At 52.4% G+C, this 23,874-nt stretch carries 17 protein-coding genes; 5 read left to right on the forward strand and 12 right to left on the reverse strand.

Translation table 11 applies throughout. From position 1 onward, the window contains the following. Positions 1-36 precede the first annotated feature (36 nt). From MUG09_RS09750 to MUG09_RS09765, 4 genes are all read right to left on the reverse strand, one after another. Positions 37-1,863: an AMP-binding protein gene (locus tag MUG09_RS09750; protein WP_244771234.1), complete on the reverse strand. Its 1,827-nt coding sequence runs from the start codon at positions 1,861-1,863 to the stop codon at positions 37-39. Next, positions 1,860-2,633: an MBL fold metallo-hydrolase gene (locus MUG09_RS09755; RefSeq protein WP_244771235.1), complete on the reverse strand. Its 774-nt coding sequence runs from the start codon at positions 2,631-2,633 to the stop codon at positions 1,860-1,862. Before MUG09_RS09755 ends, MUG09_RS09750 begins: the two co-directional genes overlap by 4 nt. Beyond that, positions 2,633-2,968, reverse strand: a complete 336-nt coding sequence (locus MUG09_RS09760) for an arsenate reductase family protein (RefSeq protein ID WP_244771236.1) — start codon at positions 2,966-2,968, stop codon at positions 2,633-2,635. Before MUG09_RS09760 ends, MUG09_RS09755 begins: the two co-directional genes overlap by 1 nt. A gap of 90 nt (positions 2,969-3,058) precedes the next feature. Further along, positions 3,059-4,978 (reverse strand): AMP-dependent synthetase/ligase, encoded by a 1,920-nt coding sequence (locus tag MUG09_RS09765; RefSeq protein WP_244771237.1) that lies wholly within the window; start codon positions 4,976-4,978, stop codon positions 3,059-3,061. A 233-nt stretch (positions 4,979-5,211) separates the two neighbouring features. Between MUG09_RS09765 and asnS the strand changes: the two genes are divergently transcribed. Further along, complete coding sequence (gene asnS, locus MUG09_RS09770; RefSeq protein WP_244771238.1) at positions 5,212-6,600, forward strand: asparagine--tRNA ligase; 1,389 nt, start codon at positions 5,212-5,214, stop codon at positions 6,598-6,600. Between the two features lie 80 nt (positions 6,601-6,680). On the opposite strand, the gene MUG09_RS09775 is transcribed toward asnS, so the two are convergent. From MUG09_RS09775 to MUG09_RS09785, 3 genes are read right to left on the reverse strand one after another with little or no spacing between them, the layout of a single operon-like run. After that, positions 6,681-7,241: a helix-turn-helix transcriptional regulator gene (locus MUG09_RS09775; RefSeq protein WP_244771239.1), complete on the reverse strand. Its 561-nt coding sequence runs from the start codon at positions 7,239-7,241 to the stop codon at positions 6,681-6,683. A 25-nt stretch (positions 7,242-7,266) separates the two neighbouring features. Further along, positions 7,267-7,806 carry a DUF188 domain-containing protein gene (locus MUG09_RS09780; protein WP_244771240.1) on the reverse strand — a complete coding sequence of 180 codons (540 nt, stop codon included), beginning with the start codon at positions 7,804-7,806 and terminating at the stop codon, positions 7,267-7,269. A gap of 4 nt (positions 7,807-7,810) precedes the next feature. Then, on the reverse strand, positions 7,811-10,150 hold the full coding sequence (locus tag MUG09_RS09785; protein ID WP_244771241.1) for a glycoside hydrolase family 2 protein: 2,340 nt from the start codon (positions 10,148-10,150) through the stop codon (positions 7,811-7,813). A 123-nt stretch (positions 10,151-10,273) separates the two neighbouring features. Here MUG09_RS09785 and MUG09_RS09790 point away from each other — a divergent pair, with 123 nt between their 5' ends. Next, the gene (locus MUG09_RS09790; RefSeq protein ID WP_244771242.1) at positions 10,274-11,932 is read left to right on the forward strand and encodes a diphosphate--fructose-6-phosphate 1-phosphotransferase; all 1,659 of its coding nucleotides are present in this window, start codon (positions 10,274-10,276) and stop codon (positions 11,930-11,932) included. Positions 11,933-11,979: 47 nt separating this feature from the next. On the opposite strand, the gene MUG09_RS09795 is transcribed toward MUG09_RS09790, so the two are convergent. Further along, positions 11,980-13,365, reverse strand: coding sequence for a GGDEF domain-containing protein (locus MUG09_RS09795; protein ID WP_244771243.1), 1,386 nt, complete (start codon positions 13,363-13,365; stop codon positions 11,980-11,982). 92 nt (positions 13,366-13,457) lie between these two features. Here MUG09_RS09795 and MUG09_RS09800 point away from each other — a divergent pair, with 92 nt between their 5' ends. Both MUG09_RS09800 and MUG09_RS09805 read left to right on the forward strand, forming a co-directional pair. Continuing rightward, positions 13,458-15,956 (forward strand): beta-mannosidase, encoded by a 2,499-nt coding sequence (locus MUG09_RS09800; RefSeq protein ID WP_244771244.1) that lies wholly within the window; start codon positions 13,458-13,460, stop codon positions 15,954-15,956. Positions 15,957-16,169: 213 nt separating this feature from the next. Further along, the gene (locus MUG09_RS09805) at positions 16,170-17,609 is read left to right on the forward strand and encodes an IS4 family transposase (RefSeq protein WP_244771245.1); all 1,440 of its coding nucleotides are present in this window, start codon (positions 16,170-16,172) and stop codon (positions 17,607-17,609) included. A 111-nt stretch (positions 17,610-17,720) separates the two neighbouring features. Here MUG09_RS09805 and MUG09_RS09810 read toward each other — a convergent pair whose 3' ends face one another. The 4 genes from MUG09_RS09810 to MUG09_RS09825 all read right to left on the reverse strand — a co-directional run bounded on the left by MUG09_RS09810 (position 17,721) and on the right by MUG09_RS09825 (position 22,205). Then, positions 17,721-19,079 carry an ABC transporter substrate-binding protein gene (locus MUG09_RS09810; RefSeq protein ID WP_244771246.1) on the reverse strand — a complete coding sequence of 453 codons (1,359 nt, stop codon included), beginning with the start codon at positions 19,077-19,079 and terminating at the stop codon, positions 17,721-17,723. A gap of 161 nt (positions 19,080-19,240) precedes the next feature. Next, positions 19,241-20,092: a carbohydrate ABC transporter permease gene (locus tag MUG09_RS09815; RefSeq protein ID WP_244771247.1), complete on the reverse strand. Its 852-nt coding sequence runs from the start codon at positions 20,090-20,092 to the stop codon at positions 19,241-19,243. A gap of 3 nt (positions 20,093-20,095) precedes the next feature. Then, a complete protein-coding gene (locus tag MUG09_RS09820; protein ID WP_244771248.1) occupies positions 20,096-21,004 on the reverse strand; it encodes a carbohydrate ABC transporter permease in 909 nt (302 codons plus the stop codon). After that, entirely contained in the window at positions 20,997-22,205 is a 1,209-nt protein-coding gene (locus MUG09_RS09825) for an ROK family transcriptional regulator (protein WP_244771249.1), read from the reverse strand. The genes MUG09_RS09820 and MUG09_RS09825 overlap by 8 nt, the downstream gene beginning before the upstream one ends. A gap of 180 nt (positions 22,206-22,385) precedes the next feature. Between MUG09_RS09825 and MUG09_RS09830 the strand changes: the two genes are divergently transcribed. Next, positions 22,386-23,861 (forward strand): beta-N-acetylhexosaminidase, encoded by a 1,476-nt coding sequence (locus MUG09_RS09830; RefSeq protein ID WP_244771250.1) that lies wholly within the window; start codon positions 22,386-22,388, stop codon positions 23,859-23,861. Positions 23,862-23,874: the final 13 nt, after the last annotated feature.

Below are 23,874 nucleotides of genomic sequence, written 5' to 3' on the forward strand. Positions count from 1 at the left end.
CCTTTCGAAAGATATACCACACCAACGGCTCAAGACTCAAGTCTGTGGTTTCTCCTTTGACCCATCATCTTTGATTCTCGAGTAGAGGAATCGTTTGATCTTCTGGGTCGGAGTGCGCTGGAAGGGCTCCTCCTGCAGCTCGACGGCACTGATCCTGCTGAAAGCACTGAGCTCCTTGTTGACATCCTCACGAAGCTTGGCCACGTACTTGAGGGCTTCGGTTTTTGCATCGTTGACGTTGATCGCCATTTTCTGGGCGAACATATCAAAGTCAATCTTGACCAAGGCGATGAGGCCACCGTGCTCGGGTACCACCAACGATTCGGTGACAAAACTCTGGTTGTTGATGACCGCCTCGATAAGCTCGGGATAGATGTTCTCACCCCCGCTTCCCAGGATCATCGTCTTGGTTCTTCCCTTGATGGAGAGCCTGCCGTGCTTGTCCAAATGGCCAAGGTCGCCGGTACGGAAGTAGCCGTCACTGGTGAAAACCTCGGCGTTGAGGGAGGGATTGTCGTAATAGCCCTGCATGACGTTGGGTCCCTTGACCAGGATCTCACCCACACCCGTGGCAGGATCGGGGTTTTCAAGTTTGACATCCACATGTTCCACCAATTTCCCGATGGCTCCGACATAGTGCTTCTTCGGCTGTCCTCCGGCGATCAAGGGAGAGGTCTCGGTCAGACCGTAGCCGATGGCATACGGGAACTTTGCATCGCTGAGGAACTGCTCAACCTCGCGGTCCAATGGAGCCCCCCCGATACCAAAGAACTTGAGCCTTCCGCCGAACGTCATTTTCAGCTTGCGGCCGATGACGCGGCAGATGAACCGCCGCACCACTGGATACTTAAGCCATTTTTCCAAGTTCTTGTTGTCCCTGAGCACCGGCAGGACCGAGCTGCGGTACACCTTCTCCATGAGCAGGGGAACAGTCATGACGATACGTGGACGGACTTCCTTGAGAGCAGGGAGCAGAACCGACGGTGCCGGGGCCTTGCCCAGGTAGACAATCTCACAACCCCGCATCAGTTCCAGAATCTGACCGGTGGTGAATTCATACACATGGCTGATGGGAAGAATGGAAAGAACCTTGTCACCGGGTTTCAGATTCACATATACATCGGTGGAGATGTCTGCATTCCACACCAGATTCTTGTGGGTGAGCATGACACCCTTGCTGTTTCCGGTTGTCCCGCTGGTATAGATCAAGGAGGCGAGATCCTCTTCCCTGGCAAGCGAAGAGAGCCTGAGCTGCTCGGCCTTCTTGTCCAGCTTGCGACGCCTGATATCCCGTCCGGGGGCTGCAGCAAACTGTTGGCGGTCCACCAGCTGACTGCTGATGGGATCGGGAATATGGAAGAGATCCTCCATTCTCACCAACATCGATGGATTGTCCTTTACAAACGGAATCACCTTCTCAAAATGCTTTGCATTGACAACCACACCCTTGGCCTTGGAGTGGGCCAATATCTGACACGCTTCCTTGGCCGAGAAATCGGGAAGCACAGGCACCGCCGTACATCCGATGCTTGTTATGCCGAAATACGCGATCAACCATGTGGGGCAGCTTTCACCGAGGAGTGCGATGCGGTCGCCGCGAACGAATCCATGCTCGAGGAGAAAGACTCCGATTGCATCCTTCATGGCCTTGAGCTGGGCATAGGTCACCTCACCCTCATCCTCTCCATAGGTGCGCAGTGCAATACGCTTGGCATTCCTGCTGACGGTGCACTCAACCACCGACTCCATCGTATAGCTGGTGACAGCCTTCATGGTAAGGCCGTCCTCCCTTTTCAGCTTTCGAATGGTACGATACGACCAAACTTGACGTTTTTCTTCTTTTTTCTTGCGGTTCTTCTTCATAGCGCCTCCGGCTGTGGACCATACCATTGGTTCTTATGGCACACCGTAAATGGGGTCTGGATGCATTGGTGTGCTGCTTTCTCCAAGAGGGCGGGATCATTGTTTACATCTGATAGATGAATAAAGTAAATATGCTTGCCGGCAAACCCGCTTTCCTGCAGGAAATACAAGGCTTGCTCGTTTGATAGATGGCCATACGAACCATCGATGCGTCGTTTCAAGTAGAGGGGATACGGCCCGGTCTGCAGCATCCGCCTGTCATAGTTGGCTTCCAAAAAGAGGATGCCCGCCTCCTTGGCAAGACTCATATGCTCGTCGGTGGTAAGGCCGGTATCGGTCAGAACCATCAGGTTCTGGTCCTCATAGGTGATGAACCATCCGACGGAGCCGGCACTGTCATGGCTGGTGGCAAAACAGAACAGGCTGAAGGGTCCGATTGATACCACTTCAAAAGGTTCGACGGTTGCAACCTGCTTTTCGGGTATGCAAAGCTTTGCAAACTGATCGGGCTGTTCCTGCACCGATCTTGCACTGATGTAGGCAGCTACGTTTTGCTTGCGGCACAGCGTACCGACCCCTTTTGCATGGTCGGGATGCAGATGCGTGACAAAAACAGCTTTCACCGACGCCAAATCAATGCCGAATCGGTCCAGCCTTCGCCTGAGCTCAACCACACTATAGCCTTGGTCGATGAGCAATGAGGTGGTGCCATCGGAGAATACATAACTATTTCCACTGGAACCACTGCCTAGAACAGCGTAGTGCAGCATTACTGTGCTCCCCATTCCATTAAAACAGAGAGGTCGAAACCGACATGTACACGACCCTTGCACCGAAGAATCGGAGTCTTCAACAATGCGGGATGCTCGACAAGCTCTTCTCGGGCATCAAATTCACGAAATGCATAACCTTGCTTTTTATAGTAAGAGCTCTCACTGTCCAACAGTGAGAGCGGGTCGCTGGCGGTAAAAAGTGATTTCCATTCACCCGCCGAGAGCTCGCGTTCAGCCAAGTCTACGAATTGGAACGCAATCGCTCGCTCCTTGCAGGCTCGTAAGGCCTTGGCTGTTTCCTTGCACTTCCTGGTGCCTATGATCTGGATCATTGCAACCCCTGGTTCCTTGTATATTCTATTATAGTATAGGAGACAAAGAAAAAATGCAAGAAAACCGGCAGCCTTGGCCGTGAGTGGCATTTAGCTGACGAACAGCTCCTGGATTTCATTCCGGTAGAGTTTCTGAATCTCAAAACGCTTGAGTTCCTGCTTGGCGCTCAACTCCCTGCCGACCTCGAAACTCTTTGCAAGCAGCTGGAACCGCACAATGTGTTCAAAACTCTTAAAGCCGTGTTTGCTGTTTACAATCTCACCTACCGTCTTCTCGATAAGCTCCTTCACTTCTTTCATACCGGCGATCTTGTCTGCAAGATAGGGTATCTGCTTCTCGGTAAGGTACTCCTCGATTCGCTTCTTATTCAGCACAATCAAGGCTCCCAGATACTTCTGGTCCTGTCCGAGGACAACGGCGCTTTCAATGAATTCGCTCTCACACAGCTTTGCTTCGATGGGAACCGGCTCGAGGTTCTCACCACCGCTGAGGACGATGGTATCCTTGGCTCGCCCGCAGATGGCAAACTCGCCTTTGTGCGTCCACATGCCAAGGTCTCCGGTATCGAGCCAGCCATCCTTGGAGAGAACGCGATCGGTGAGGTCCTGACGCTTGTAGTAGCCTTTCATGACCTGCGGTCCCTTCACCAGGATGACGCCTTTCTGACCGGGCTTCACCTCGCGTCCCTCTTCATCTACGATGCGAACCTCTGTTCCTTGCAACGCGGTGATGGTGCGCTTCACCCCGTGGGAAACCGGTCTGACCGCTACGACAGGGGCGCTTTCAGTAAGGCCGTAGCCGTCGAGCAGCTTGATGCCGATCGATGCGAAAAAGAGGTCGACACCCTCGCTGAGCGAGCCGCCTCCGCTGACTCCGGCGATGAAATTCTTACCGAGCTTTTGCTTCACCTTGGAGAATACGAGCTTGTCGCCCAGCTTGTAGAGCGGGTACAGAAGAATCGTCGGGAGCACCGAAACCAGGATGTCGAGGAATCGACTGCGCTTTTGGAACGTCGCCACTTCCCCAAGAAGCAGGTCCTTGTTGCGGCTGTACAGCCGTGCCACCTGGATGAAGAACGCGAACAGACCTTTGGCGATCGGACTCTTGTTTTTCGTGCTGGCGAACACACCAGCCTTAACGGCTTCCCAAATTCTGGGGACCGAGCCCATCCAATGGGGATTGACCACTGCAAGGTCGGCAAGAAGGATGGAACCAAGTGGTTTCGAGTAGGCGATGGTCGAGGCATTGCTGATGATCATGTACTGCAGGATGCGCTCGAAGGAGTGCCAGACGGGAAGAACGCTGAGCCATCGTTGGCCCGGTGCCAACTTTTCAATGAGCTTGGGCACTGCTTCCAGCTGATAGGCAAAATTCTTATGGGTGAGTATCACCCCTTTCGGGTCGCCGGTTGTTCCGCTGGTGAAAATAATGGTGGCGGTCTCATCTTCTGTACCTTTCTGCCGCTCGTCCTCGATGAATTTGGCAATGTTGCGATCGTTGAGAAGGGTTCGACCCTCCTTGACCAAGTTGCGATAGAGCAGAATTTCAACATCCTCGGGTTTGGTCACATCATCGGCCATCTTTTGGTCGAACTCCTGGTCCATGACGATCAGGTGTTTCAGGGCGGGCAGCTTGTCCAGCAGATTTACAATCTTGCGAAGCTGCACCGCATTCTCCACGAAGCAAAACCTTGCTTCGGTGATGTTGAGAATGAAGCTGATTTCATAGGGCATTGCGTCGCGGCCCCGAGGGACGTCGGCTGCTCCAAGAGTGAGAATCGCCAGATCACTGGCAAGCCATTCGCTGCGGTTGTCGCTGATCAGTCCAATGAGGTCGCCCCGTTTCACTCCCCGCTTTGCGAGTGAGGCTGCAAGACTGTTTACCTCACTGGAGAGCTCGGAATAGGACACTGAAGTAAAAATGCCATTCTTATCCTTACTCATCTGTACTGCATAGGCAGGATATTTGGATACGATTTGGGCAAATGTTTGAGGTATGGTCTTATACATGCAAGGCCTCCATGGAGTATTCTATCTATTTTATATACACTTTATCACATTTTGTCAATCTGTCAAAATAAAACATAACTTCTTTTTATCCCTTGTATTATCCTCTCTCGACACAGGTCATACAAACCAGAATACGCTCCCTCACCTCCTGCCCCCTGCAAACCATGATGAATATTGACTATTTTGCACCAAACAAACCATAATGGCGTAATTACGAGAAGGAGTCATGACCCATGAAAGAACGAATTTCAGCATTGCTCAAGAGAACACCATCGACAGAGATCGTCACGGCGGAAGGTTGGGTGAGAACCAAGCGTGACAGCAAGAATGTATGCTTCCTTGAGGTGAATGACGGTTCGTGCCTGAAAGGTCTGCAAATAGTCATCGACAAGGACAAGCTTGGGAATTCGGATACCTTGGCCTCCATCACCACCGGATGTTCTGTAATCTGCAAGGGTCCCATCGTCGAGAGCGCCGGAGGCGACCAGGCCGTTGAGATGGCTGCGAGTGACATCACCTTGGTCGGGGAGTGTCCGGTTGACACCTACCCCTTGCAGAAGAAGCGCCACACCATCGAATATCTGCGGGAAATATCCCACCTCAGGGCAAGAACCAACATGTTCGGAGCAGTGGCACGTGTGCGCAATACCTTGAGCTTCGCCGTACATCAGTTCTTCCAGGAACGCGGATTTGCCTATGTAAACACCCCGATCATCAGCGCGAGCGATGCCGAGGGGGCCGGCGAACAATTTCTGGTGACCACGCTGGATTTGAACAATGTTCCCAGGACCGAAGAGGGGAAAATCGACTTCTCCAAGGATTTCTTCGGCCGTGAAGCGTTCCTTACGGTGAGTGGACAGCTCGAGGGCGAGACATACGCCATGGCGCTGAAGAACATATACACCTTCGGACCCACCTTCCGTGCCGAGAACTCCAACACCAAGCGCCATCTCGCCGAATTCTGGATGGTTGAACCGGAAATGGCCTTCTGTGAGCTCGACGGAAACATGGAAGTGGCGGAAGCCTTTCTCAAGTATCTCTTCAGGACGGTACTGGAGAAGTGCCCCGAGGATATGGCTTTCTTCAGCAAGTTTGTAGAAGCGGGTATGGAGCAGACCCTGCGTCAGATTGTGGAGTCTCCCTTCGCCCACATGACCTACACCGAGGCGGTAAAGGAGCTAGAGAAACACAACTCCAGCTTTGAATTCCCAGTAGCCTGGGGCAGCGACCTGCAGAGCGAGCACGAAAAGTTCCTGACTGAAGTCGTATGCAAGCGTCCGGTCATCGTCACCGACTATCCCAAGGAGATCAAGGCCTTCTACATGCGGCTGAACGCCGACGAAAAGACGGTCAGGGGCATGGACGTGCTGGTTCCTCGTCTTGGTGAGATCATCGGGGGAAGTGAACGTGAGTCGAATCTTGATGTCCTGACACAGCGCATGCTGCAGCTCAAGCTCGACCCGCAGGCTTATTGGTGGTATCTCGACCTCAGACGTTACGGGTCGGTTCCCCATGCCGGTTTCGGCTTGGGATTCGAACGGGCCGTCCAATATATTACAGGAATGGGAAACATCCGCGATGTCATCCCCTACCCCAGAGCCCCCAAGCTCGCAGATTTCTAGCACTACCGCGGTGGAACCTTCCACCGCTATTTTTTTGTTTTCATGTTCACTTGCATTTTCACTTTCATTCTCATGTTATCTTACTGGGTACACACCTGCTTGAGCATGGCCCACACAACCAATTGACTGGTTGTGTGCACCCCGCTTTTCAGGAACAAGTGTTTCTTGTGCGCAACAACGGTCGACCGTTTGACACCCAGGCTACGGGCGATGGAAGCCATGTCCTGACCGCTGAGCATAAGAGAAAGGACTTGCTGTTCGCGCCGGGTCAACAGGACAGGCTGTTCCCTGACAGAGCCTGGTTCGTTGCCGTCGGTCAAGGAGAGCAGGGCATGTTGAAGCGACGCAGTGGAACAGGAGAGGCTTCTAGTCCTGCAATGATCATCCTCGAGCAGACTGCACATCCCGATAAGTGATTGGGGGCAGAACAGGAGCAACGACGGGCAGAGGATGTGCTGCTTCAACAGAAGGGCTCTGGGCAGGTCGCGGGCGAAGCAGATCACCGGAAGAGCATACTCGACAGTTCTTTTTCCATCGAGCTTTTGGCAATCCAGCTCTAGAAAGGAGAATGCCGCTAGTCGGCTTTGCAGTTGTTCACGTTCCAAGCTCGTATGATAGAGAAGCATGACTGTTCGTTTCATTACCCTTGAAGAAGCGTATACTTCCTTATTGCTTCAACATTGCAGTCAGCAGGGAATCGAACGCATCGCTGAATGCCTTGATCTGCTTGTTTCCCATACGTTCGTGTTTCTCGGCAAACAGGCCCATCTCCCTGAATTCAGTCATTGCATTCCGCACCGAGAGCCGCTGTGCCATATTCTCCCGGGTATAGGTCTTGCCGCGGTCATCGAGTACAATAAGGCCTTTCTCGACCAGACGGCTCGCGAGAGGGATGTCGTGGGTGATGGCAAGGGCCGGGAGCGAGGCATTCTCGACGATCCAATCGTCGGCGCTGTCCATCCCCGGTTTTACGATGACCATCGAGATTGGGCTCCTTATCGCCCGCAGGGCCATTTCATCGATCTCTCCCGCCTCTTTTGCGGCTTTCCTGAGCTCGGAGGTATGCTCCTGATACGCAATCTCAATGTCCTTCAACGGTCGGTCGGCAACAAAAAATGAGATCAGGTTCTTCCTCATGATTGCACGCAGCACAACCTGTCGGAGATTTTTCGGGCACGAATCGGCATCAACATACAACTTCAGCATGGCACTAGCCTACTGTAAAAGACAAGGTCGTGTCACCTAATACCGAGTGGACCGTCAGTCGTGCTTTTCCGGCTTTTCCGATCGTCCTGACGTAAATGACTGCACTACCGCCGATGGTGCAGCTGGTTGCAGGGCTGCCCAGCGCAAGCGGGCCTTCAATACTGACGGTGAAGGCAATTGCGGCATAGCTTAATGGAAGAACCTGTCCCTCTTTAAAGACCAATACCTGTACGGCGGCCATATCATAGGTAGGCAAAGCAAGTGAAAGAGAGGTCGCAGAACTGGTGAGCGTAAGTGTCGGAGAGAGGCCTGCCTTGAGAACCTCCACCACCTTTGCCTTGCCGTCGACCAGACCCTCGAAGCGCCAGGATACCTCCTTGCTCCCCCAGTTGCCTACATAGGTAGTGAACAGACGCACTGCATCACTATAGTTCTTGCGGTGTCTTGCGAGAAAGAAACCCATCTTGAGGGTATCGAAAAGCGTCAGTTTTACGGCCTGCCTGCCCACCTTGCCAAGAAGGCGGGAGAGGCTCTTTCTCTGTCTTGCATTCAGGTAAGATTCAGCCTTGAGCCGGTCACCGATGAAGTCGCCGATGATGACCGGGGGATGGGCGAGGTGGGGGAATTGCTTATAGTCGGGATAAAAAACTCCAACCACCTCATCATTGAACCATAGCCGCACCGCTTCGCAGTTGGTGGCCACAACAGCCTGATCCAGGCAGGCATTGGGGTGGTCTCCCCCTTCCATGCTGGAAAGCACACACAGCATGGGTTGCTGCTCCATCTGGCTTATGTAGGCATATGCGGCGGCTTTGGGATTACGAGCCAAATCGATAACCCCATGGTAGCAAATCTGGTCACCGCTTCCGAAATTCGCATGCGTATAGTAGTCATGCATGCACCAACCGATTGCTCCCGACAGTCCGGTGGTGGCTCTTGCAGCATCGAGAATGTGAAAATGCCTGAGTGCATGCTCGCTTCTCATCATCGGCGGGTCGAATCGCTTACAGGGGTAGATGTGCCCGCAGTATTCGGTGACCAGATAAGGGAAACCCGAAGCACATATTTTCGTTTTTTTCTCCAATCCCCTGCCCTTGCCCGCATACGAAAAGTCGTTATAGGTGTAGACATCCTCCAGGAATTGACTGTGCTTGATGTTGCGCACACCCCCTGTCTGCCGATGGGGATCGATGTGACGAGCCAGTGCATTCGTGGCTTTGTAGAGTTGCTCGTCATCCGGTGACTCATTGATTCTCACCCCCCACAGGATGATGCAGGGATGGTTGCAGTCGCGCTCGATCATACAGCGGGTATTCTCAAGGCAGGCCTTTCTCCAGACCTCCCCGCTTCCGATATGCTGCCAGCCTGGGATCTCCTCGAAGACCAGCAACCCCATTTCATCACACGCATCAAGAAAGCTGGGATCCTGCGGGTAATGGCTGGTTCGTACCAGATTCACCCCCAGCTGCTTGAGCAACAGGGCATCATGGCGCTGCAGGCTTGGAGGGGCCGCATACCCAAGATACGGGTAGTCCTGATGGCGGTTCAAACCGACAAGCGTCAGCTTCCGTCCGTTGAGATAAAACCCGTCGGCTTTGAATTCCGCATGCCTGCTGCCGAAACGAACGACTCTTTCCTCCGCATCTGCAAGCGTCACACGAATCGTATATAGATAGGGATCGTCCAAGCTCCACTGCCTGAGCTGCAAGGCATCGAAGACAAGATGAAACAAGCCGTTTTCAACCACGGTCTCAGCGCTCGCCACCAAGGACTCACCATCCAGCAAGGAGGCTGTCACCCGCAACGAATCACTGTGCACCGCCCTTGCATGAAGTTCTGCACGATCTTTGGTGCTGCTTGTCACCGAGAGAAAGGTGATGTGCTCCTTCTCTCTGACAATCATCGTTGCCTGGCGGTAGATGCCGCAGAAGGCAAGGTAGTCCACGCTCCCCCCGAATGGGGGGAATGCGGGGTCTTCGGTCGCATCGACAACTACGGTAAGGTCGAACTCATCCATCGAACCCAGCTCAAGCGTAAAGGGAAGATAGGTGCCGAAGCTGCTGCCGACCTGCTCTCCGTTGCAGTAAAACCGTGCACTGTTTGCGATGCCGTCGAACCGGATGGAGAGCAATTGATGTGCTTCCTTTTTGACCGAGAATCTTCGTTTGTACGTCGATAATTGCTGATATGAGAGTTCTTTACGATACCCGATCTCAAACTGGTGGGGGCTGTGCGGCAGATCCACCCGCTTCCAGGAGGAACAATCATACTCGATTTGGAGGAACGCATCCTCAAAACCTGGATAAAAACGCCAGCTATCATTGACAGCAATCTCTTGGTACATAGTCCGCCCCCTGTCTCCTGTATACCAGCCTCTTGGCCGCCAAGCAAGTGTTTATGCTTGAAACACACCGCCGTTTTGTTCTATGGTTAGCTTGTTCTGATACTTACATTATAGGAGTTCATTATGGACATTTCCCCTTTGCAGAAGGTTCGCTATGCGTACCAGCCAAAACTGCCCGCAATTCTCAGGAAGGATATCACCAGCATCGAAGCCGTGTATGGAGAACCAACCGGTGCAGCGACCGATGCTGATGCCGTCAAGGCACTGTTCCCGCATACCTATGGCATGAGCAGAGTCTCCTTTACCGAAGGCGACAACAAAGCCGTTACTGCTCAGCGAAATGTCGGCGTCATCCTCAGTGGTGGACAGGCTCCCGGAGGACACAATGTCATCAGCGGCTTGTTCGACGCCCTCAAGGCTGCAAATCCCGAGAACACCTTGTACGGGTTCAAAGGCGGCCCGTCCGGCATTCTACAGGACTCCTACCAGATCATCACCGACGAATTCCTCGCCCCGTACCGCAACACCGGTGGATTCGACATCATCGGCAGCGGCCGCACCAAGCTCGAGACACAGGAGCAGTTCGAAGTCTGCGCCCAGGTATGCAAGAAACACAACATCAGCGCCTTGGTCATCATCGGCGGTGACGACTCAAACACCAATGCAGCCGTGCTTGCCGAGTATTTCTTGGAGAAGCAGCACGGTATCCAAGTCATCGGTTGCCCAAAGACCATCGACGGGGACCTGAAGAATGAATCCATTGAAATATCGTTCGGGTTCGATACCGCCACCAAGACGTACAGCGAGCTGATCGGCAACATCGAGCGCGATGCAAACAGTGCCAAGAAGTACTGGCACTTCATTAAACTGATGGGTCGCAGTGCAAGTCACATCGCATTGGAGTGCGCTCTTCAGACCCAGCCGAATGTATGTCTGGTCAGTGAAGAGGTCGAGGCCAACAAGCAGAGTCTGGTCAGCATTGTTGAGTATATCGCCAAGACGGTGAGCGATCGTGCACTGGATGGAAACAACTTCGGTGTGGTGCTTATTCCCGAAGGCCTGGTTGAGTTCATCCCGGAGATCAAGGCTTTGATCGACGAGATCAACCACCTCCTGGCAAAGGAAGAGGTTGCTTTCAACGCCTTGACCGACAGTGCCCAGCGCGTAGCGTTCGTCGGCAGTCGTTTGAGCAAGAGCTCGCAAACCGTGTTCTCCATTCTTCCCGATGAAATCCAGAAGCAGCTGTTGATGGACCGCGACCCCCATGGAAACGTCCAGGTATCGCGTATCGAGACCGACAAGCTGCTCTCCACCATGGTCGAAACCCGCCTCAAGCAGATGAAGGCTGAAGGAAGCTATACCGGGAAATTCAGCGCGATGACCCACTTCTTCGGCTATGAAGGACGCTGTGCCTTCCCGACCAACTTTGATGCCGATTACTGCTACAGTCTCGGTTACAATGCCTTCTGCCTCATTGGATCCGGCCTGAGCGGCTACCTGAGTTCAGTCACAAACCTTTGCGCACCTGCTGAGCAGTGGAATGCAGGCGGCATCCCCATCACCATGATGATGAACATGGAAGTCCGCCACGGATCGAAGAAGCCCGTCATCAAGAAGGCGTTGGTTGAACTGGAAGGCAAGCCGTTCGCCTACTTTGCCGAGCATCGCGCTCAGTGGGCACGCAAGACCTGTTTCACCTACCCTGGAGCCGTACAGTATTTCGGACCTGCCGAGGTGTGTGACCGAACCACCGTCACCTTGGCCCTGGAGCAATCCAAATAGGTGACAACCGACACAAGACCGGGTTCTCAAGCCCGGTCTTGTATTTCTCACCCGGTGGTACATATCCGCCCCTTGCCTTCCAGCTTGGCCCGATAGAGCCTGCGATCGGCAGTTTCTATCAGTGCATCCACCTGCTTTCCCTCTTCTGATAGGGCGACGCCCATGCTGATCGCCACTTCGACTTGTATTCCCTCAAGTTCGACACGGGTATGGCGAATGGCTTGGAACAGCCTTCTGCAGAATTCTGCATTGGTGCAATCGTGAAAGAGGATGATGAATTCATCGCCGCCGAATCGTGCAATGCCATCACTCATGCGGATATGCTTCTTGAGGCTTTCGACCAACGAAAGCAGGGCCTTATCCCCGTTCAGGTGTCCATAGGTATCGTTGATTTCCTTGAAGTTGTCGATATCGATCAAGGCAACGGCGAAGGCTTGCTCCTCCTTGCAGGTCTGGTGAAGCAGCTTTTCAAACTCCCTTCGGTTGAGCAGACCGGTAAGGCTGTCGGTGCGTGAACGGGTCTTGATCATCTGGAACTTGATCTGGTTGAGATACACAAAAACCCCGACACCCAGAGATACAAAACTTCCGACGATTCCATACAATAGAAGCGGGATGGAAAATTCAATCCATGACCCTTGCGGGGCGATCTGCATCCGCCATTGAAGCAGGGAGTAGGAGAGATCCATGACTACCGCTTCCGCTTTGGTCGTTGCTGCTTCACCCCAATCGAAGTGTTGCTCGTCAGATCCGTGGACAAAGGTGAAAAACAATGTATACCCTTCACGCACATCCTCGACTCCCGCCTCCAACAGTATCTGGCGGAAATTGAAATGCAGGGTCAACAAACCCCAGACGCCGTTGTTGTCATGCAAGGCGTATCTGCTTACCAGATAGGAAGTGTCATCCCCTGCATCGAGTGGTCCGTCAAGAGTGACTTGCTGTACCTGCAAAGTATAGCCGATGTGATCCTCATACTGTGCCAGGGTCCTCAAATCGAATCCAACCTCATGCAGGACCTGTTTCGGGTAGGTATCGACAACCACATTCTCCCTTGCAATTGTTGCAAAGGCAAAGGAAGGGTGGATCTGCTCCAGGTAATCCAGATACGAGGAAACCTCGGCCAGGCTCACATCAAAGCCCGCGGCAAGGCTTTCTTCCAGTCTCTGGCCGAACAAGGCGGTGAACATCTCCTGGTTTCCCATCAGCAAAAAGAGATTTTTCCGTATTCCCAGCAGTTCGGTCCGCCCTGCCTGCCTTCCCTTTTCCACAAGCCGCTCGCGCCACCCTTGGTAGAGCGTAAAGGTTATCAGCAATAGAACGATGGTAATGAGAAGGGCTTGCAGAAAAGCCATGAGAATGTGAGACTTTCTTTGCATACCGAGTATCTCATGTTGTGAGACAGGATCGTTCGATTCCGGCTTTCCCCTCATGGCACAAGTATAGGTTGCAGTACCGTCGGTCACAAGCTTTTTCGACGCAGGCTGCTTTCTGTGTGGTATACTCTGCAATCGGAGGCGCCTTCATGCTTACACTCGATATCAACGGAGTCTGGAATCTCTCTCCTCTTTCGCAAGAGACCATTGCTCCTTTTACCAAATATTTTCACACTCATCCGCACATACCCTGCACCCTTCCGGGCGATATTCACTCCGCCTTATTGGAAAGCGGTGTCATCAACGATCCCTATGTAGGAACACAGGAACTGCAGATTCAGTGGGTCGGCCGCAGTGATTGGGTGCTTGAGAGAACCTTCGAGGTACCGGAGCAGGCACTCTCGGATACGATGGCGGTTCTCACCCTTACCATGGCCGACACCATCATCAGTGTGTGGGTGAACGACAGGCAGGTCGGGTTTTGCGACAACCAGTTCAGACGATGGCGCTTTGATGTCAGCGAGGCGCTGACAAGCGGACAAAACACCATCAAGCTGGTCTTCACCAGTGCAGAGTCACATGCCATAGCGCTTGCTGAGAAGCTTCCCTACCCGATTCCTTACTCGGTTTATCCGGTTTCTGCAAAACATCGGAACCTGGTTCGAAAAACCCAATGCCACAGCGGCTGGGATTGGGGTCCCTGCATATTGAGTTTCGGCATTTACGAACCGATTCAACTCGCGTTCGTCGACGAAGGTCTTATCGAGAGCGTCACATGCGACACAAAATCTCGTCCTGATGACAGCTGGGACCTTATTGTCGAAGTGGTTTTCAATGCCCGGCGTGTGCAGAACCTTCAGTGCACTGCAGACTGTGCCGGCGCAACACAGCAGGGAAGTGTAGAAACCAAGGTCGGCCTGAATAAAATCACCTTTCATTTAGTGTGCAACAAGGTGCACCGATGGTGGCCCAATGGAGAAGGCAAAGCGGTACTCTATCAGCTGGAGCTGGCCATAGGAGCTCAGAAGGTGACCAAACGCATCGGCTTCAGGACGCTTGAGGTCAAGACGGAGGAGGATGCCGAGGGTGGAAAAGGCATGGTGTTCTCGGTCAACGGAAGGGATATCTTCGCCAAGGGAGCCAATTGGATCCCCCTTGATGCGTTCATGGGAAGACTGACCAGAGAACGCTACGAACAACTGCTCCAGTATGTCATGGATGCGAATATGAACATGCTCCGCGTCTGGGGCGGCGGGTTGTATGAGAAAGAGGATTTCTACGAGCTGTGTGACGAGAAGGGCATCCTGCTGTGGCAGGACTGCATGTTCAGCTGCTCCATGTACCCTTCCGATCGGGCCTTCCTTGCGAGCGTTGAAGCGGAGCTACGGTATCAGGTGCCTCGTCTGCACGATCACCCCAGCCTTGCCCTGTGGTGCGGAAACAATGAGGATTTGGGAGCCATCAGCTGGTACGAGGAGTCGGCCAAGAACCGCGACCGCTATGTCATCGATTACGACCGGCTCAACGAAGGAGTCGTCGGCAAGGTCATCAAGGAACTCGATCCCGGCCGCACTTGGTGGCCAAGCAGTCCCTCGGCCGGAGAAGGGGATTTCTCGGACAACTGGCACAGCGACAAGCGCGGGGATATGCACTTCTGGTCGGTCTGGCACGAGGGCAGAAGCTTTGAAGAGTACTACTCGATTAAGCCCCGGTTCGTCAGTGAGTTCGGCTACCAGAGTTTCCCCTCGCTGTCCACCGTCGCGACCTATGCCCAACCATCGATGTGGAACCTGACCAGCGTCGAGATGGAACACCATCAGAAGAATCCACGGGGAAACTCGATCATCATCGAGAACTTCAGCCGCTACTACCGTTTCCCCTCCAGCTTCGAGCAGATGCTCTACCTCAGCCAGGTGCAGCAGGCTGTCGCGATGAAGATGGCTATTGAATACTGGAGAACCACCATGCCCCATTGCATGGGAACGTTGTTCTGGCAACTCAATGACAACTGGCCGGTGGCCTCCTGGTCGTCCATCGACTATACCGGAAAGTGGAAACTGCTTCACTATGCAGCAAAGCGCTTCTATGCACCCGCCCTTCCGATCGCCTATCAGAAGGAAGACGGCAAGGTCGAGGTCTACATCGTCAACGATGGGCCGAAGGCCATAGAGGATGCCAAACTCTCGGTGAAGTTCAGCACCTTTGATGCACAGAAACTCGGCAAGCAGGAGTATCGTCTTACCATCGAAGCAAAGAGCAGCACCCACATGTGCACCATCGATTTGAAGAAGAAGCCCAAGCTGGACCGAAACAAAACCTTCATCTATCTCAAGCTCAAAAGCGACGACCTGTACATGGAGAACTGCCTGCTTCTGGACAAGCCGAAAGCCTGCGAGCTTGTCGACCCCCAGCTGCAGATGCAGGTCGAGAAGGCAAGCGGAGGCTTTGCCGTTACAGTCAGCTGCACCTACCCTGCTTTCGAAGTAGCCCTCGATGCGCAGGACTTGAAGGGTGTGTTCAGCGACAACCTCTTTGCCATCCGGCCTACTGCGCAGAAGGTGGTCTTCTTCAAGACCCATGAGAAGGTGACACTCAAGCAGTTCAAGGAGAAGTTGAAGGTGTATGATTTGTACGGCAGCAGCAAATAAAAGCAAAACACCTGTCGGGCAACTTGCAGGTGTTTGTTTTAACACGTATAACTCAAAGTTCGCATACTGCTAGGCCCTAGAATTTTGGATGAAAAGCAAAGGAAAAATTTGGAGATTAATTAATAATTACATATAATATATAGACATAAGCTCGAATATCTCGTATAATGGATGTACTATAAACCTATACAAGACAAGGAGCTTATGCCTAACATGTTGAGGGATTTTACCAACAATACCGATGCCATTACAAGTCAAGTCAGTGTTTTTTCCCAGAGATTTAAAGTCGGAGCCATCCTTCGCCATTGTGGTGCACACAAACAAAAGGGCATAGAAGTCCGGAAGGTCTTCTCCTACCTGTCTACCCTGCTGTTCTGTGGAATATCCATGAACAGGGATCAAAAAACCCGCAAGTACGGGAACATGGTGAAAAAGGATACATGCCATCGGTTCCTCCAATCCATGAAGATGGACTGGAACCGGTTCCTTTCCCTGCTGGCCAAAGAGATCATCGACAAGGATTTCCGCCCGATATGCCGCAACGATTGCAAGGGAGTGCAAAAGCCTTTTTTCCTGGTGGCCGATGACAGCAGCTACTGTCGCAACAGGTCCAAGAAGGTGGAGCTGAGCGCCAAGAACTGGGACCATGCCCTCAAACGCTACTACAAGGGATTCAGGATGCTTACCCTTGCCTGGACCGATGGCGTATCGGTCCTTCCCGTATCTTTTTGCAATATGAGCACATGCGACGATACGAAGGTGCTCAGGGGATCCAAAGGGCTTACCGCCAAAGAAAAGGAAACCTTTGGCTTCAAGATACGCAAGCTGGCAAAACAGAAGATGAACGACACGCTGCTGGACCTTCTGGATGTCGCTGCAGCGGCGAATCTCCAGGCCCGGTACCTGCTGTGCGACAAGTGGTTCGCCAACCCCGTCACCATCTTCGCCATCAGAGACAAGGGATACGAGGTGATCTGCATGCTGAAAAACTCCTCCACCTATTATCTCTACAAGGGAGAAAGGAGAAAGCTCAGCCAGATTTTCCGCATGTGCGCCAAGGAGGAGAGGCTCCAGCGCAAACTGGACCGAAAGGCCGGAAATGACGACTCGAAAGGCAGGAAATTCCTGTTCTCCGCTGCCATCTCACTGATCAACAAGGATGAGAAACCCAACCAAGAATCGAAAATCGTGTTCGTCAGGAACAGGAACAAGAAGAGTGAATACCTGGCGATTCTCTGCACAGACAACAGCCTGTCAGAGGACCAGATAGTTGAATATTACTGCAGCCGATGGGGGATAGAAACAATGTTCCATACCTGCAAGTCATTCCTGCGCCTGCAAAAGAGCACCCAATCGCTGGATTATTCAGAAATCCATGCCAGCACCGCCATAGTCATGTTCCAATATGCGATGCTCTCCTGGCTGAACCGCCAGAACTCTGATGAAATAGGTTTCGGTGAACTGTTCTACCAACTCCTGGAAGAGGTCCAAGATACTGCTCTCTTTCATGCCATTGAACTGGTGTTGACATTGTTCGTCGAGACCCTCGCTTCTGAATATGCCATGCCACCGGGAAAGCTCAATGAAGCGATGAACAAATTCCTCAAGCAACTGCCTGAGAGGCTGAAAACCTGTCTGGATCTAGCTGCTTAGGCATGTGCGAACTTTGAGACGTATAAAACTAAGAAAAAATGTTTCCTTACTCGGCGGATAAAAAGCAGGAAGGCCATTACAACCTTCCTGCCTTGCAATCAAAACAAACAGTTACTGATTCTTCTTCCAGGTATCCCAAGCTTTCTGGACTTCAGCAGCCACCTGCATCGGAGTCTTTGAGCCAAGACCGATTTCCTGCAGCCCTACGTTGATTACGTTGTACACATCGCTGTGCAGAACACCGTCAACAACCGGGGTGATCGGGGTATGCGCGGCGTAATAGGCAGCTCTCTTGGCAATGAACGGCTCAAGATTCTTCTCTTTTACGACTTTTTCAACATCAACGTTGAGGTTGGAGGGGAAGGAAGCACCGGTTGAGAGGCGGTAGGTCTGTACATACTCGCCCTGCAGGTACTTGATCAATCTCCAGGCAGCCTCTTCCTTGGCGGAGCCGGCGGGAATGTTGGCACTCATGCCCCAGCCGGTTCCCATGACACCGCTGTTGGAGTTATGGATGACTTCACCGGGAAGATTGGGAATAACCATCAACTCGAAATCACTCTGCTGCAATGCGGGGCTGATCATAGCCTTGCCGGTGGTGATATCGGTCTGGAATGCACCGGTGGACCAGTCACCGTCGATGTAGAACGCAGCCTTGCCTGTAGCAAAACTACCACGGGATGAACCGTAGGGGCTGGTCAGGCTGTTGCGGTTGATCATACCGGACTTGTACATGTCCTCGATCAAGGCAAGAGATTTGACGAACCATTCATCGGTGAAGGAAATCTTGCCGGCAGCAAGTCTGTCGTACCAGTCGACGCCGCCGAAGCGACCGACTACCATGGAGAAGAGACAGCTCTGCATTACCCAAGCGTCCATGTTGTCCATGGCGATCAAGTCGATGCCCTTTGCCTTCAGAGGGGCAACCATTGCCTTCATGTCAGCATAACTCTTGGGCATGGCAAGACCGTTGTCGCGAAGCACCTTGGTGTTGACATAGAGCATGTGCGTTGTGGTAACACCGTTGGGCAGCATGGCTAGGTAGCCGGCGAACTGCGGAGCAACCGTTGCGGGATTGTACTGGTCGAACAGGCCGTCCTTCTCGAGGAAGGGCTTGAGATCCTTCACACTCCTGGTGGTGTGCAGGCTGGTCGAACGCCCACTGGGCCACATGTACAGTACATCGGGCACCTGACCGCTGGCAACATACGCTTCGGTCTTCTGATGGAAGGGTTCGTTGAACAGATCCTCACGAACGATCTTGATATCAGGGTTCTCAGCTTCGAACTTGTCCCAAACCATCGTAATGTCATTTGCGCTGTTTGGTTCAGACATGTCGATGTAGTTCAGCACGGTCAGCTCAATCTGCTTGCCTGCTGCTGCATCTTCCTTCGTTCCCTGTGCAAATACCGATGTCACGACCATCAGTAATGCAAGAGCCAATACGGAAACTCTCTTGAATCCAGTCATTTCTACCTCCTAATGACCTACTCTACCTGCGTTTGGAAGCATCCTCACGCTTTCTCTATTCCACCACCCCATACAGGGTGAAGTACCAAAATTCATTAGTTCATACTTTGTACAAACTAATGCTACCATGCCCAACATAGGCTGTCAAACAAATTCCTTTGTCAGCCCTTCACCGCTCCTGCGGCAACTCCCTTGGTTATCTCTTTTCGGAAGGTCAAGTAGAAAACAAGCATGGGGACCAGACCGATGACCAAGGCTGCAAACTGTTTTCCAAAGTCACTTGAGAGCGCCCCTGCAAACTTTTGGACACCAACAGGAAGGCTCTTCAATGCATCGCTGCTGGTCAAAATATTGATCAGCATGAACTCATTCCACGTCCCGGTCACCGTCATGATGGCGACGGTAACCGCAACGGGTGCCGCCATGGGAACGATAATGGAAATGAATATTTTCAGATAGGTCGCCCCGTCGATTCTTGCCGATTCGACCAACGCATCGGGAATCGATTTGATGAACTCCGTACCAAGATAAATGCCCATCGGCATGGCGATTCCGATGTACGGAATCAGGACGCCCAGGGTTGTATTGTACAACCCCACCCAATTGATGATGAGAAAGAGAGGCACCATGATCGACTGCAGTGTCAGCAGCAGCCCGATGACAAACGAGCCGTGAAGGAATTTGGTTGCACGGTTGGGAATCTTGGCAAACGCAAACCCGGCCATGAAGGAGAACACCAAGGTTGCAACCATCGTGATGCCGGTGTAGATGAAGCTATTGAGGATCAAGCGGGGAAACTTACCGCGAATCCAGGCATCCTTGTAGTTGACCAGCACCCAGTCCTTGGGGAAACCCAACTTGTTCATCTGAAACTCGGTGGTGGTCTTAAAGGAGTTCATGACCAACCACAGCAGTGGGTAGATCGCCATCACCGTGAAGAAAATCATTACTGCGTAGGTAAAAACCATATTGATTTTTGCACCAACTGATTTCGTATCCTTGATATCGTTCATACCCTACTCCTTCCCACCAAATTTGTGTTCCACCCACTTGGTAAGACCGATGAGGGAGAAGCTGATGATCACCATGACCGTACTGATTGCATTGGCCAACGGATAGTTCGGAGCGCCCTTGAAAGCCTTGTCGAACATATAAATGGAGAGGACGGTGGTCCGGTTCGCCGGTCCCCCGCCGGTCATGACATAGATCAGGTCGAAGCTCTTCAGCGACCCGCTGATGGCAAGGATCGCCGATACGACCAGTACCCCCGATAGGGCCGGAAGGATGATGTAGCGCAACGTCTGCCCCTCGGAAGCCCCGTCGATGCGAGCAGCCTCGATGACTGCGCTGTCGATCTTCTGCAGATTGGCGATGAATATGATCATATACATGCCGGTGTACATCCAAAGAATTACAAAAAGCACGGGAAGGAGGGGATTGCTGCTGATCCCAAACTCATAGCCGGGGTTGAACAGCCGTACCAACTCGGGAAAGGCTCCATACGGGGCGAAGAAAGACTTCCACAAAATACCGATGACGACGGTGGAAATAACAGTGGGAAGGTAGATCATCGTCTGAAAGAAATCCCCCTTCCTCACCAGACCCCGATGCAACACATAGGCAAGAAAAAAGCCCAGGGGAATCTGGCCGAAAACGGAAACACAGACAATCCAAAGATTATTCTTCAAAGCAAGGTAGAAATATTCATCCACAAACAGCCGGCCGTACCATTTGAAACCAACGATCGAGACAGGCTTTCCACCGAAGAGCCTGCCTCCATTGTAGTCGGTCAGACTGAGAATAACGGAAAATATGGTAGGAAAAGCCATGACCGAGATATACACCAAAAAGCCGGGGAGAACGAGGGTCCAATACGCTCTCCTCTGCTCCTTTTTCGCGTCAGCAAGCGTATGCACTTTAGGCATTCCTAACCTCCAAACGTGGTTTTCTATACGTTTTTTTCATGGGATACGCTTGAGCGATCACATCCTCCCAATCAAAATGAGTACGACTTTCAATCTCGGAAAGCTCGGGAACTGCAAACAACTTTTGCAAAAACATCATGGCAGCTCCTTTTGCAACCACAGACTCATCCTGGGTATCGAAAATGAGCTTGCAGTTGACCTTCTTCAAGACATCCAGGAACTGCGGGCAGGAATCACAGAGCAAGTCCCGGATCTTCTGTTCATCCGAGAAAGGTTTGCCGTGAATAAAGAACACCCTGGGATCGAAGACCGAGAGAACAGGTACAAGAGAACTGAAAAGGTCGATCATCCAGACTTTCCATGCCTGCTCATCGGAAACCGAGCGGATCAACAGGTCCTCGGGCAAACCTGTCTGCCCGATGTTGTGGCCGCGCCAGCTCAAGGTGCAAATTTCACCGCTGCTGTGGTGGGATCCATGATACACCTTGCCACCGATCGAGAGGCCGAGTCCAACACCGATACCGGCACGATCGCCGAATTGATAGCTTCCTTCATGGTAGTCGGCTATCATGCACATGAAATCACCCAGGTTAACATTTCGGTTTATGGTCATCTCCAGCCACGCAGTACAGTTGGCGTCATTCTCAACAAAGACCAATACATCATAATTCTTCGTAAAAAAGGAGTAGAAATCGTAGTTCCTGAGGTCGAACGGTTCAGCATAGATGATCATCCCGTTCTCAGCATCAACAATACCGGGAATGCCCGCCACTACTGCCAGAAGAGGAATGCCGAGCTTGTCGATCTGCTTCAGGACAATATCCATCAAGTAGGTGATGATACCATCGAAATCCACCTCGGGGAGTTTTCCCTTGTCTTGAAACAAGAGGCTGCCGGTAATGTCGAGGATGACGGCACGGTAATGGGACGGCTGGATGTCAAATCCGACCACACACCCGAATTTCTCATTGAGCCTGAGGATGATAGGCTTGCGTCCGCCACGGCTCATACCGCTTCCTTCCTCCCCTTCATAGACGACTTCATCGTCGATGAGGGCGGAAATGATGTTGGTCACCGTCGAACGATAGAGGTTCAACTCACGCGCGATGTCGACCCTGCTGATTCCTGGACTCTTCCAGATGAGCTGAGCAACCAATGAGGTGTTAGCATTCTTTTGGAAATTGTTGTTGTTGATTCTCATAAGCCTCGGTATACTTGGTCTAAGACCTAGGTGGTTGCGAAAAACACTTCAAATAGTTTGTTCGCTCTCTGTACAAACAAAGCCTACCATCGGCCAAAGCTCCTGTCAAGCAGATTCTCTTTACCAGTTTGTACAACGTTTGAACTTGACTTGCAGCCAAAGCCATGGTACCAAGAATCCATGCATACACATCATAGCTATAAAGCAAGCGACCTCATCGTTCCCCAACCCACTCGAATCGAGGACAGGGAAGGCAGCTTCCGCCTTCATCCCCGCATCGCCATCGCAGCAGAGAAAGGATTTGAAGAGGTGCACCGCTTCGCCCTCGAACTTTTCGGCTGCAAGGCGGGCGGTGAGGATATACTTTTCAAGTACCAACCAGACATGCAGCAGGAAGCGTACATCCTGACCATCAGCAAAGTTCAGATTGTGATCAAGGCTTCCACCGACGAGGGAGCTTTCAGGGGTTTGAGCACCGTTCGAAAATTAGCCCTGCTCTCGGGTAATCAACTGCCGTGTTGCAAGGTAGAGGACCAACCGGAATTTGTGTGGCGAGGATTCATGATCGACTGCAGCAGGCATCAGTTCACCCCGAAATTCTTGAAAAAACTCATCGACGTTGCTTCCCTGTTCCATCTCAACCGCTTTCATTGGCACCTCACCGACGACCAAGGCTGGCGAATCCCTCTTGACGGGTGGCCCAAATTGGAGAGCATTGCCAGCAAGAGGAAAGAGTTGAATTATTCCGACGGCAGGACATACGGAAGGTTGTACAGCAAAGAGGAAATCCTTGATGTCCAGGAGTATGCACATAAGCGTCATATAGTGGTGGTTCCCGAGATCGAGACTCCAGGCCATGCATCAGCATTGCTGGCAGCCTATCCTGAGTTTGGATGCACCGGCGGTCCGTACGAAACACAGGACCGCTGGGGCATTTTCGATGAGGTCATGTGTGCCGGCAGCGATGAGGTCATTGATTTTCTTTCGGATGCAATCAGCCAAATCGCCGAACTCTTCAGTGATCCATACATTCACATCGGCGGTGACGAGTGCCCTCATACGGCATGGGAGGAGTGCCCCCGCTGTCAAGCGCGTATGAAACAGCAGGGTCTGACCGATGCTCGGTTCTTGCAAAGCTGGATGACAAGCAAGGTATGCGAGATGGTACACAAAGCAGGCAAACGCCCCATCGGTTGGGACGAGGTGCTCGAAGGAACCGAGCAGCTCGGCCTTCCCAAGGATCTGATAGTCATGTCATGGCGGGGTCTCGAAGGAGGACTTGAGGCAAGCAGGCGCGGCCATGAGGTGATCATGTGTCCCAATACCGCCGGCTGTTATTTCGACTACAAGCACCAGGACAGTGAGGAGGAGATGGGAAACCTGGGGGTGAGCACCCTCAGGCAGGTTGCCGGATTTTCCTGCACACCGGATTCCATGGACGCGCAAACCAGAGCAAATGTGCTCGGCTCGCAGGGAAATTTATGGACCGAGAAGGTCACCACATCCCGTCAGGCCGAGTACCTTCTCTTCCCCCGTCTCATGCTTTTGGCCCAACAGCTGTGGAAGAAGGAGGACGCAGAGAAGCTGCTGCAGAAACGACCCATATTGATAAAGCTGTGCGATATGCTCGACATTGCGTGTTATCGTGGAGAATAAACAAAATATATTG

This window comes from Sphaerochaeta associata, from assembly GCF_022869165.1.
Classification (GTDB): domain Bacteria; phylum Spirochaetota; class Spirochaetia; order Sphaerochaetales; family Sphaerochaetaceae; genus Sphaerochaeta; species Sphaerochaeta associata.